Raw genomic sequence first — 12,621 nt, forward strand, 5'->3', positions numbered from 1 at the left:
CCCGGCCCCTCCCGCTTGCGGGAGGGGAGAAGCGAAGCTATCCCCCAGCCCATGTTCCACGCCATCATCGCCGCGCTCGCCAGCTTCATCATCGCGGTGATCAGCTGGGGCGGCTACACCGGCATCGTCATCCTGATGGCGATCGAAAGCGCCTGCATCCCGCTGCCGTCCGAGATCATCATGCCCTTCTCGGGCTATCTCGTCTCCACCGGGCAGTTCGACCTCTACATGGCGGCGACGGCCGGAGCGATCGGCTGCAATGTCGGGTCGATCTTCGCCTATGAACTGGGCAAGCGCGGCGGGCGCGCCGTCGTAGACCGCTGGGGCCGCTATTTCCTGATGAGCCACAGCGACCTCGATCGCGCCGAACGCTTCTTCGCGCGGTGGGGCGACCTGACCGTGCTGATCTGCCGGCTGCTGCCCGCGATCCGGTCGTTCATCGCCTTCCCGGCCGGGGTCGCGCGGATGCCGCTGTTCCGCTTCCACCTCTACACCTTTATCGGCTCCTGGCCCTGGTGTTTCGGCCTCGCCTGGGTGGGCATGAAGCTGGGCGACCAGTGGCGCACCGATGCGCGGCTGAGCGGGATCCTCCACAAGCTCGATTTCGTCATCGTCGGACTGATCCTGGCGAGCGGCATCTGGTTCGTCTGGCACCGCCTCAAGAAACCCGCGTCGAAGGCATGAACCCGATCTACGCCGCGCTGCCGACGACGATCTTCGAGAAGATGTCGGCGATCGCGCGTGAGACGGGCGCGATCAACCTGGGCCAGGGCTTTCCCGACGCGCCGGGCCCTGAGGATGTCCGCCGCGCCGCCGCCGACGCGCTGATCGAGCGATCGAACCAGTACCCGCCGATGCTCGGCATCCCCGAACTGCGCCAGGCGGTCGCCGCCCATTATGGCGCGCATCACGGCCTGAGCCTCGACTGGCAGACCGAGGTGGTCGCCACATCGGGCGCGACCGAGGCGATCTCGGCGGCGATCCTCGGCCTCGTCTCCCCGGGCGACGAGGTGGTGCTGATCCAGCCCCTCTACGACGCCTATATGCCGATGGTGCGCCGGGCGGGCGGCGTGCCGAAGCTGATCGGGCTGGAGCCGCCGCACTGGACGCTCAGCGCCGACGCGCTCGATGCGGCGATAACACCGGCGACCAAGCTGTTGATATTCAACAATCCTGCCAATCCCACCGGCAAGATGTACGACCGCGCGACCCTGGAGATGATCGCCAAACGCTGCATCCGCCACGACCTTGTCGCCATCTGCGACGAAGTGTGGGAGCATGTTGTCTTCGACGGGGACCATGTGCCGCTGATCGCCATACCCGGCATGCGCGATCGCACCGTCAAGATCGGATCGGCGGGCAAGATCTTCGCGCTGACCGGGTGGAAGGTCGGCTGGATGGTCGCGGGCGAGATGCTGGCGAAGCAGGTCGGCAAGGCCCATCAGTTCATGACCTTCACCACCCCGCCCAATCTGCAATGGGCGGTCGCCCAGGGCCTCGCCAAGCCACAAGGCTGGTTCGAGGCGATGCGCGCGGGCTTCGCCCGGTCCCGTGACAGGCTGGTCGCGGGGCTGGAAGCGGCGGGCTATGCCGTGCTGCCCAGCCAGGCGACGTGGTTCGTCTCGGTCGATCTGGCTGCCTCGGGCATCGCGCTAGACGATGTGACGTTCGCCGACCGGATGGCGCTGGAAGGCGGGGTGGTGACGATCCCGGTCTCGGCCTTCTTCGAGGAGCGACCGGTCACCAACATCCTGCGGCTCTGCTATTGCAAGGAGGACGCGGTGCTCGACGAGGCGATCGCGCGGCTCAAGGCGATGCGGGAGAAGCTGGCGATCTGAAATCCTCCCTATCGCGCAGCGATAGGGAGGGGGACCATGCGCAGCATGGTGGAGGGGTTTCCGACCTCTCCGCCAGCGACAGCTTCGACCTATTACCCCTCCACCATTCGCTACGCGAACGGTCCCCCTCCCCGCCCTTCGGGCAGGGAGGATCTGGAAGGCGTTACCGTCCGCCGAACTTCCTCACCGCCCCCTTGTGCGCGCCGGGCGCGCCCTTGGGGCGGCTGAAGCGGCGTTTGGGCGGGCCTTCGCCGGCACCGTCGCGGGCGTTGCGTCCACCACCATCATGGCGACGGCCGTTCTGGCCGTTGCGCTGCTGGCGGAGCTCCTCGGCGGTCGGCGCGGCGGGCTTCGGCATCTTCGCCTTCTCGCTGACGAAGTTCTCCGGCAGCGGCTGGACCTCCAGCTTGACCCGGGTCAGCTTCTCGATCGCCTTCAGATAGGGCCGCTCGTCATCGGCCACGAAGGCGATGGCGATGCCCGCGGCACCCGCGCGGGCGGTGCGGCCGATGCGGTGGACATATTGCTCGGCGACATTGGGCAGCTCGAAATTGAAAACATGGCTGACCCCGCCGACATCAATGCCGCGCGCGGCGATGTCGGTGGCGACGAGGATCTTCACCTCGCCCTGGCGGAACAGGCCCAGCGCGCGCTCACGCTGCGGCTGGCTCTTGTTGCCGTGGATCGCTTCGGCCGCGATGCCGGCGGCACGCAGATGCTTCACGACGCGGTCGGCGCCATGCTTGGTGCGGGTGAACACCAGCGCACGGTCGATCGGCTCGGAGCGGATGCGCATGATCAGCAGCGCCTGCTTCTCCTGCGGGTTGCAGAAGGTAGCGAACTGCTCGACCCGCTCGGCGGTGGTCGACTGCGGCGCGACCGACACCTTGACCGGGTTGGTCAGGAAACGGTCGCCCAGATCGGCGATCGCCTTGGGCATGGTGGCCGAGAAGAACAGCGACTGGCGCTTTTTCGGCAGCAGTTGGTCAATCCGCTTGAGTGCGTGGATGAAGCCGAGATCGAGCATCTGGTCCGCCTCGTCGAGGACGAACAGCTCGACGAACTTCAGGCTCAGCGCGCGCTGGTCGATCAGGTCGAGCAGGCGGCCGGGCGTCGCGACGAGCACGTCGACACCGCGCTGGAGCTGGCGGATCTGCCGGTTGATCGGCACGCCGCCGAACACGGTGGCGACGCTCAGACGAAGGAACTTGCCATATTGGACGAAGCTCTCGGCGATCTGGCTGGCCAGCTCGCGGGTCGGCGCCAGGATCAGCATCCGGCAGCCCTGCGGCGGCGTATGCTTGAGGTTTTCGGAAAGATAATGGAGCGACGGCAGCGCGAAGGCCGCGGTCTTGCCGGTGCCGGTCTGGGCGATGCCGCACAGGTCTCGGCCTTCGAGCAGCGGCGGGATGGCCTGCTGTTGGATCGGCGTGGGGATGTCATAGCCCTTGGCGGCCAGCGCGCGCTGGAGCGGCTCGATCAGGCCGAGTTCGGAAAATTTGGTCACAAATGCACTTTCAGTGGTGCGGGCGCACGGACGGCGTCCATGCGACAGCGGGTTCACATGACGACCCGCGTGAATTGGGAAGCCTCAGCTTGGATGCGTTCCTGAGGGCCAGAGCCGGCCTGATCGTTGGACAGATCAGGAGATCACGCTGCTCATGGCCAAATGCTGCAGAACAGCATCGACGCGGAGCGGCATATGATCCATTACGGACGCGATTGCAAGCCGAGGTGCGACCAATGTCGAAAAACTGGCGGAAACTCGTAGCCTGTGTCCTCTGCGCAACGGCGCCTCTGCCCGCCCTCGCCGCCCTCGACAAGGCCGAAAGCCGGATGGTGCAGGTGATCGATGCCGAACGTGGGCGGACGATCGGGCTGCTGGAGGCACTGGTCAACGTCAATTCGGGATCGCGCAACCTGCCCGGCGTGGCCAAGGTCGGGCAGATGATGCGGGCGGAGCTGGAACCGCTGGGCTTCACGGTGCGCTGGGTCCCGATGGAGAAGACCGGCCGGGCGGGCCATATCGTCGCGGTGCACAAGGGCGACGGGCGCGGCAAGCGCCTGTTGCTGATCGGCCATCTCGATACCGTCTTCGAACCCGACAGCCCGTTCCAGGCCTGGACACTCAAGGGCAAGGACGCCGAGGGGCGGGACTGGGCCGAAGGTCCCGGCGCGGGCGACGACAAGGGCGGCATGGCGGTGATCGTCGCGGCGCTCCGGGCAATGAAGGCGGCGGGCACGCTCGGCCGCGCCGATATCGAGATCGTGCTGACCGGCGACGAGGAGGATTCGGGCGACCCGATCGAACTGGCCCGCGCCGACCTGATCGCGGCCGGCAAACGCGCCGACATCGCGCTCGATTTCGAAGGGCTGGCGCGCGAGGATGGCCGAGACATGGGATCGATCGCGCGGCGCTCATCGAACAGCTGGACCGTCCGGGCGAGCGGCAATACCGGCCATTCGAGCGGCATCTTCGGCGAGAAGGCCGGCTATGGCGCAATCTATGAGCTGGCGCGGATCATCGACCGCTTCCGCCGCGAATTGCCCGAGACCAACCTGACCTACAATGTCGGCCTGATCGCGGGCGGCGCCACTCAGACGACCGACCCCGACGGCATCCGCATGTCGGCGACCGGCAAGACCAACATCATCCCGCCCGTCGCCGTAGCGCGCGGCGACATGCGCACCCTGTCCGACGAGCAGACCGCGCGGGTGCGGCAGAAGATGGCCGCGATCGTCGCCGATCATCTGCCGGGGACGAACGCCGAAATCGCCTTCGACAAGGGCGGCTACCCGGCAATGGCGCCGACCCAGGGCAACAGGGCGATCCTCGACCGGCTCAACGCGGTCAACCGCGACCTCGGCCTGCCCGAAATGCCCCCGCTCGACCCGCTCAAGCGCGGCGCGGGCGATATCAGCTTCGTCGCGAGGGACGTCGATTCCTATGTCGGCATGGGCAGCTATTCGACCGGCGACCATGCGCCCGGCGAGAGGGTGGACCTGACATCGATCCCCCTGCAGGCAAAACGCGCGGCGATCCTGATGACGCGGCTGAGCGGGGAGCGGCGCGCGCCTGAATGACGGGCGCCTGCCCTCTCCAATAAAGGATTAACCATGATCGTTTAGCAGGGCGGACATTCCCGGCGCCTCGGCGCGGCCAAAGGAAAGTCCGATCCGCATGAAGATGTCCGTCGACCAGGCGCTTCGCAAGGCACGCAGCCTCTCTTCCGAGGAAGCCGAGTTGCTCTATCGCGAGATGCTCGCGCGCTTTCCGGCGAACAAGCGGCTCCAGCACGAGCTTCGCGAACTGTCCCGCCCGGCGATCCAGAACGCGCCCGGCGCCGATCTGGAGGCCATCCTCGCCCTCTATCGGCAGGGCCGTGGCGCGGAGGCGGCCGATCGGGCGGCAGTGACGCTGGCCCTTTTCCCTCATTGCGAGATACTGGCCAATATCAGCGGCGCGATCATGGCGTCGCTCGGCCGCCACGATGAAGCCATCCGCCTGTACGACAAGGCGATCGAGCTCGCGCCCGATTTCTTCGAAGCCTATAATAACCGGGGCATCGCGCTGAACGATCATGGCCGTTCAGAGGAAGCGCTGCAGAGCTTCGACATGGCGATCAGGCTGCATGCCGACAATCTGGAAGCCTATCTGAACCGGAGCATCGCGCTTCGGCGTCTGCGGCGCCTGGACGAGGCCCTGGCGAGCGCCGACAGATCCGTGAAGCTGGGCCCGAAATGCGCCGAAGCCTATAATGCGCGCGGCAACACGCTGCTGGATCTGGGTCGGGTGGACGATGCCCTGGCGGAATTCGACATGGCAATCGGGCTGAAGCCGGGCCTGGCGGAAGCCCATGTCAACCGTGCCAATGCATTGACCATGCTCAAGCGCCCCGACGAGGCGCTGGCAAGCTATGAGCGCGCCATCGCGATGGCACCGGCCCAGATCAACGCCCATAATAATCGTGGCAGCCTGCTTCGCCGCATGAAGCGGCTGAACGAGGCCCTGGCAAGCCACCGGCGGGCGCTGGATATCGCGCCGGCATCGGCGCTCGCCCAAGCTGAGGCCCGTAATCTGCAGGCGCATATGTGCCTGTGGGAGGATGAGGAAGCGAAAGGCGGCCCCTCGCCTCTTGGAACAGGCACCGATGCCTTCCAGCCCTTCTACATGCTGGGCTTCGAGGACAGCCTCGAACGCCAGCTGCTGTGCGCGCGAAACTGGGCGGCAGCGAAATATGGCCCCGGCCGAACCCTGGCCCCGCGCCGTCGCGCGGCGGGCGCCCCGATCCGGGTCGGCTATTTCTCCACCGATTTCCATAACCATGCGACCATCCACTGCATGGCCCGGCTGTTCGAACTGCACGATCCCAGCCGCTTCGAAATCCACATCTTCTCCTACGGCCCCGACATCGAGGACGAGATGCGCAAGCGCCTGACCGATGCAGTCGCCCGCTTCCACCCCGTCGCCCATCTGTCGGACGAGGACATCGCCCGACTGGCGCGGACCCAGGGGATCGACATCGCCGTGGACCTGAAGGGCCATACCCAGGATGCCCGGCTCGGCATCTTTGCGCGGCGCGCAGCGCCGGTCCAGGTCGGCTTCCTCGGCTTTCCCGGCACCAGCGGTTCCGACTTCATCGATTATGTTATCGCGGACGAGACCGTCATACCGCCCGAGCGGCAGCACTTCTTCTCGGAGAAGATCGCCTATCTTCCCAACAGCTATTACCCGACCGACGATCGCTGCGCGGTTTCGGATCGCCGTTTCTCGCGGGCGGAGCTGGGCCTGCCGGAGGACGGCTTCGTCTTCTGCAGCTTCAACAACAATTACAAGATCACGCCCGACGCCTTCGATATCTGGATGCGCCTGCTGGCCCGGGTCGAGGGCAGCGTGCTGTGGCTGCTGCAGGACAATGACTGGGCGGCCGACAATCTTCGCCGGGAGGCGCAGGCGCGCGGCATCTCGCCCGACCGGCTGGTTTTCGCCGAACGCATGTCGGCCGCCGATCACATGGCCCGACATGTCCATGCCGACCTGTTCCTCGACACGTTCAAGGTGAACGCCCACACCACGGCCACGGATGCGCTGTGGATGGGCGTCCCCGTGCTGACAAAGCTGGGCGAGAGTTTCGTGGCCCGCGTGGCCGGAAGCCTGCTGCACGCGCTCGACATGCCCGAACTGGTCACTCCGTCGGCCGCCGCCTATGAGCAGCGCGCGCTGGAGATCGCCACCGATCCGGCCGCACTGGCGACGCTCAAGGTCAAGCTGGCCGACAGGCGGATGAGCAGCCCGCTGTTCGACAGCGCTGGCTACACCCGCGATGTCGAGGCCCTTTACGAGCGGCTCGTGGCTGGCGCGTGAGAAGCTGATCCACGGTTTCGGCGGGAGCCCATAGCGCTGCCGCCATCAGGCTTAGAAATCGGGCTTCTCATAATGTTCGGGCGGGCCGACCAGCTCCATCCGCTCGGACAGGATCACCCGCAGCGAGCGGCGGGACTTCATGCCCGAATACCATTGCCGGGTCTCGTCATGGCCGCGCCAGTCGATCCCGCCGAGATAGTCGGCGACCGAGATATGCGCGGCGCAGGCGAGGTCGGCGAGGCTGATCAGCTGGCCGCCGATCCAGCGACGACTGCCGACCAGATAGTCGATATAGTCGAGATGGTCGTTGACCGCCTTCATCGCCTGACGGAGCACGCCGGCATCGGGCGGGGCGCGGTGGACGATGCGCTTGAGCGCGCGCTCATAGAGCAGCGGACCGACCACGTCAGAATAGAATTTCTCGTCGAAATAGGCGACCAGCCGGCGTATCTCGGCGCGCGCGGCGGCGTTGCCCGGGATCATCGGCACCGGCTCGACCGTCTCCTCGATATATTCGGAGATGGCGCAGCTGTGGATCAGCGTGGTCCCCGTCGCCGGATCGACCATCACCGGAGTCTGCCCGACCGGATTCAGATCGAGGAACTCGTCCCGCCGCAGCCACGGCGATTCGCGGACGAGATCATAGGCGATGCCCTTCTCCTCCATCTGGAGCCGGACCTTGCGGGAAAAGGGACAGAGCGGGAATTGGTAAAGCTGCCACATGGGGTGGCCAACCTAGTCGGATGGAACAATTCTGTCAGCAGGCTTTTCCCCCTCCCTTTAAAGGGAGGGGGCCAGGGGGCGGGTGAGATGTGGGTAAGTCAACTTCGCCATTCGGCGAAGCACCCACCCCTCGATCCCCTCCCTTTAAAGGGAGGGGAAGTTCACTCCGCCGCCACCACCTCATGCTCCGCGTCGCTCAGCGGATAGTCGAGCCGGTTGACCATCTCCTTCGGGCAGACCTGCCAGATGCGCATCCGCCAGCGGTCCCAGTCGTCGAGGACGCTATGGGCCCATTTGCTGTCGGTGCGCTCGGCATGCTCGGCGATCAGCGCCTTGCAGCGCATCTCCCAGCGGAGCGAGGCGAAGCGCTGCCAGAGGATGCTTTCCGGATTGGCGTTGCGCTCGAAATCGCCATGCTCGTCCAGCACGAAGGCCATGCCGCCGGTCATCCCCGCACCGAAGTTCGGGCCGACCCGGCCGAGGATCACCGCGATGCCGCCGGTCATATATTCGCAGCCGTTCGCGCCGCAGCCCTCGACCACCACCGTCGCGCCCGAGTTGCGGACCGCGAAGCGCTCGCCCGCCTGCCCTGCCGCGAACAGCTTGCCTGCCGTCGCGCCGTAGAGGACGGTGTTGCCGATGATCGTGTTCGACTTGGTCTCCAGCGGCGAGGAGACCATCGGCCGTACCGCGATGATCGCACCCGACAGCCCCTTGCCGACATAGTCGTTGGCGTCGCCGAACACCTCCAGCGTGATGCCCTTCACCGCGAAAGCGCCGAGCGACTGGCCCGCCGATCCCCGCAGCCGGATATGGACATGGCCGTCAGCGAGCGATGACATGCCGAAGCGCTGGGTGATTTCCGCCGAGAAGCGCGTGCCGACCGCGCGGTGCGTGTTGCGCACCGTGTAGGTGAGCTGCATCTTCTCGCGCCGCTCGAACACCGCCCTTGCGTCCTCGATCATCTGCGCATCGAGGCTGTCGGGCACTTCGTTGCGGAAGGTCGGGATGTCGAAGCGGCGCTTGTCGGCCGGCGCATCGACCTTGGCCAGCACCGGATTGAGATCGAGATCGTCGAGATGCTCGGCCCCGCGGCTCACCTGACGGAGCAGCTCGGTGCGGCCGATGATGTCGTCGAGCGAACGCACGCCGAGCTTGGCGAGTATCTCACGCACCTCCTCGGCGATGAAGGTCATCAGGTTGATCACCTTCTCGGGCGTGCCGACGAACTTCTTCCGCAGCGCCTCGTCTTGGGTGCAGACGCCGACCGGGCAGGTGTTCGAATGGCACTGCCGCACCATGATGCAGCCCATCGCCACCAGTGAGAGCGTGCCGATGCCGAATTCCTCGGCGCCCAGGATCGCGGCGATGACGATGTCACGCCCGGTCTTGAGGCCGCCATCGGTGCGCAGCTTGACGCGGTGGCGCAGGCCATTGAGCGTCAGCACCTGATTGGTCTCGCTGAGCCCCATCTCCCAGGGCGTGCCGGCATATTTGACCGATGTCTGCGGCGAGGCGCCGGTGCCGCCGACATGGCCGGCGACCAGGATCACGTCGGCATGCGCCTTGGCGACGCCGGCTGCGACGGTACCGATCCCAGCCGAACTGACCAGCTTCACGCAAACCCGCGCGCGCGGGTTGATCTGCTTCAGATCGTAGATCAGCTGCGCCAGATCCTCGATCGAGTAGATGTCGTGATGCGGCGGCGGCGAGATCAGCATCACGCCGGGCGTGGAGTGCCGCAGCCTGGCGATCATCTCGGTCACCTTGAAGCCGGGCAGCTGGCCGCCCTCACCGGGCTTGGCGCCCTGCGCGACCTTGATCTCCAGTTCCTCGGCGGCACCGAGATATTCGGCGGTGACGCCGAAGCGGCCCGATGCGACCTGCTTGATAACCGAATTGGCGTTATCGCCATTCGCATAGGGCGTGTAGCGGCTCTTGTCCTCGCCGCCCTCTCCTGACACCGCCTTGGCGCCGATCCGGTTCATCGCGATCGCCAGCGTCTCGTGCGCCTCGGGGCTGAGTGCCCCCAGCGACATGCCCGGCGTCACGAAGCGCTTGCGTATTTCGGTGATCGGCTCGACGGAGTCGATCGGGATGCCCTCGCGCGCCCAGTTGAACTCGAGCAGATCGCGCAGATAGACCGGCGGCAGATCGCGCACCCCGCGCGAGAATTGCAGATAGGTCGAATAGCTGTCGGTCGAGCAGGATGTCTGCAACAGGTGCATGAGCTGCGCTGAATAGGCATGCACCTCCCCGCCCGCCCGCTGCTTGTAGAAGCCGCCGACCGGCAGCGCGACGACGACATCGTCGAACGCCGCTTCGTGCCGCAGGATCAGATTGTGCTGGAGCGAGTTATAGCCCTCGCCCGAAATCTTGGCCGGCATGCCGGGGAAGAAATCATTGACCAGCGCGCGGCTGAGCCCGACCGCCTCAAAATTATAGCCGCCGCGATAGCTGGAGATCACCGCGATCCCCATCTTCGACATAATCTTGAGCAGGCCGTCATCGATCGCCTTGCGGTGGCGCTTCAGGCATTCGGCCAGGCTACGATCGCCGAAAAGGCCGCGCGCATGGCGATCGGCGATCGCCGCCTCCGCCAGATAGGCGTTCACCGTGGTCGCGCCGACCCCGATCAGCACCGCATAATAATGGGTGTCGAGGCATTCGGACGACCGCACATTGACCGAGGCATAGGAGCGCAGCCCCTTGCGGACGAGATGGGTGTGGACCGCCGCCGCCGCCAGTACCATCGCGATGCCGACCCGATCGGTGCCGATATGCTCGTCGGTCAGGAACAGCTCGGCCTTGCCCTCGCGCACGGCGGTTTCGGCCTCGGCGCGGACGCGCGCGATCGCCTGTCGCAGCGCATCGGGGCCGGCGTTGACGTCGAACGTGCAGTCGATCTCCGCCGCCTGGGCACCGAAATGATCCTTCAGCGCATGCCAGTCGCGGCAGTGGAGCACCGGGCTTTCGAGCACCAGCACATCGGCCTGCTGCCCCTCATTGTCGAGGATGTTGGCGAGGTTGCCGAAGCGCGTCTTGAGGCTCATCACCCGCGTTTCGCGCAGGGAATCGATCGGCGGGTTGGTGACCTGGCTGAAATTCTGCCGGAAGAAATGGCTGATCAGCCGGGGCTTGTCCGAAATCACCGCCAGCGGCGTGTCGTCGCCCATCGAGCCAACCGCCTCCTTGGCGTCGTCGACCTGCGGGCTGAGGATCAGCTCCATGTCCTCCAGCGTCTGGCCCGCCGCGACCTGGCGGCGCAGCAGTTCGGCGCGCGGCCAGCGCGGGACCATGTCGCCATCGGGCATCGGCAGGTCGGCCTGGACCATGAAGTTCTTCACCCAGTCGCCATAGGGCTTCTCGGCGGCGATCAGGTCCTTGATCTCGGCATCGGCATAGAGCCGGCCTTCTTCCAGATCGATCGCGATCATCTGCCCGGGGCCCATGCGCCCCTTGGCGATGATCGTGCTTTCAGGGACGACGACCATCCCCGTCTCGGACCCGACGATCAGCAGATTGTCGGCGGTGCGGGTGGTGCGCAGCGGCCTCAGCGCGTTGCGGTCGACGCCCGCGATCGCCCAGCGGCCATCGGTCATCGCCAGCGCGGCGGGGCCGTCCCACGGCTCCATCACCGATCCGAAATAACTGTACATCGCCCGGCGAGCATCGGGCATGTCGGGCACGTTCTGCCACGCCTCCGGCACCAGCATCAGCTTGGCGGTGGGCGCATCGCGGCCCGAACGGCAGATCGTCTCGAACACCGCGTCGAGCGCGGCGGTGTCCGAAGCCCCCGCCGGGATCAGCGGCTTGATCTCATCCGAGTGCTCGCCGAAGGCGAGCGACGCCATCTTGATCTCGTGGCTCTTCATCCAGTTCTTGTTGCCGCGGATCGTGTTGATCTCGCCATTGTGGGCGAGCGTGCGGAACGGCTGCGCCAGCCACCATTGCGGGAAGGTGTTGGTCGAATAGCGCTGGTGGAAGATCGCGACCCGGCTGACGAAGCGCTCGTCCTTCAGGTCCGGATAGAACACCGACAACTCCTCGGCGAGGAACAGCCCCTTGTAGACGATCGATCGCGCCGACAGCGAGCAGATGTAGAAACCCTGGATCTGCGCCTCGATCACCTTGCGCTCGATACGCCTGCGGATCAGGTAGAGGTTCTTCTCGAACTCCTCCAGGCTCATCGCGTCGGGCATCGGCCCGGCGATCATGATCTGCTCGATCTCGGGGCGGGTCTGAAGCGCCTTCTCGCCGATCACCGAGACATCGACCGGCACCTGCCGCCAGCCATAGATGCTGTAGCCGAAATCGATGATCTCGCTTTCGACGATGGTACGGCAGGTCTCCTGCGCGTTGAGATCGGTGCGCGGCAGGAACACCATGCCGACCGCCAGCCGGTTCGGCTGGGGCCGGTGCCCCGAATGCTCGATCGCGTCATCGAAGAAGCGGATCGGCAGATCGACATGAATGCCGGCGCCGTCGCCGGTCTTGCCGTCGGCATCGACCGCGCCGCGATGCCACACCGCCTTCAGCGCGTCGATCGCCGCCGACACGACACGCCGCGACGGCTTACCGTCGGTCGCCGCGACGAGGCCGACGCCGCAGGCATCGCCCTCATATTCGGGCCGGTACATGCCCTCGCGGGCAAGGCGTTCATGTTCGGGAGTGAGGAACTCGGTCATCATTCGC

Annotated in this window: 7 protein-coding genes; 4 read left to right on the forward strand and 3 right to left on the reverse strand. The window is 66.0% G+C overall.

Features of this window, described 5'->3' with window-relative positions; translation table 11 throughout:
- Positions 1-51: 51 nt before the first annotated feature.
- Positions 52-684, forward strand: coding sequence for a DedA family protein (locus CMV14_RS15595; protein ID WP_066968373.1), 633 nt, complete (start codon positions 52-54; stop codon positions 682-684).
- Positions 681-1,838: an aminotransferase gene (locus CMV14_RS15600; RefSeq protein WP_066968375.1), complete on the forward strand. Its 1,158-nt coding sequence runs from the start codon at positions 681-683 to the stop codon at positions 1,836-1,838. The genes CMV14_RS15595 and CMV14_RS15600 overlap by 4 nt, the downstream gene beginning before the upstream one ends.
- Before the next feature lie 163 nt (positions 1,839-2,001).
- Here the strand turns inward: CMV14_RS15600 and CMV14_RS15605 are convergent, their stop codons facing one another.
- Entirely contained in the window at positions 2,002-3,345 is a 1,344-nt protein-coding gene (locus CMV14_RS15605; RefSeq protein ID WP_066968377.1) for a DEAD/DEAH box helicase, read from the reverse strand.
- A gap of 236 nt (positions 3,346-3,581) precedes the next feature.
- On the opposite strand from CMV14_RS15605, the gene CMV14_RS15610 reads away from it, so the two are divergent.
- Positions 3,582-4,922: a M20/M25/M40 family metallo-hydrolase gene (locus CMV14_RS15610; protein WP_066968378.1), complete on the forward strand. Its 1,341-nt coding sequence runs from the start codon at positions 3,582-3,584 to the stop codon at positions 4,920-4,922.
- 97 nt (positions 4,923-5,019) lie between these two features.
- On the forward strand, positions 5,020-7,203 hold the full coding sequence (locus CMV14_RS15615) for a tetratricopeptide repeat protein (protein ID WP_083216077.1): 2,184 nt from the start codon (positions 5,020-5,022) through the stop codon (positions 7,201-7,203).
- 51 nt (positions 7,204-7,254) lie between these two features.
- Here the strand turns inward: CMV14_RS15615 and CMV14_RS15620 are convergent, their stop codons facing one another.
- Both CMV14_RS15620 and gltB read right to left on the reverse strand, forming a co-directional pair.
- Complete coding sequence (locus tag CMV14_RS15620) at positions 7,255-7,926, reverse strand: glutathione S-transferase family protein (RefSeq protein ID WP_066968380.1); 672 nt, start codon at positions 7,924-7,926, stop codon at positions 7,255-7,257.
- A gap of 161 nt (positions 7,927-8,087) precedes the next feature.
- A complete protein-coding gene (gene gltB / locus CMV14_RS15625) occupies positions 8,088-12,617 on the reverse strand; it encodes a glutamate synthase large subunit (protein ID WP_096367762.1) in 4,530 nt (1,509 codons plus the stop codon).
- Positions 12,618-12,621 lie beyond the last annotated feature (4 nt).

Source organism: Rhizorhabdus dicambivorans, from assembly GCF_002355275.1.
Classification (GTDB): domain Bacteria; phylum Pseudomonadota; class Alphaproteobacteria; order Sphingomonadales; family Sphingomonadaceae; genus Rhizorhabdus; species Rhizorhabdus dicambivorans.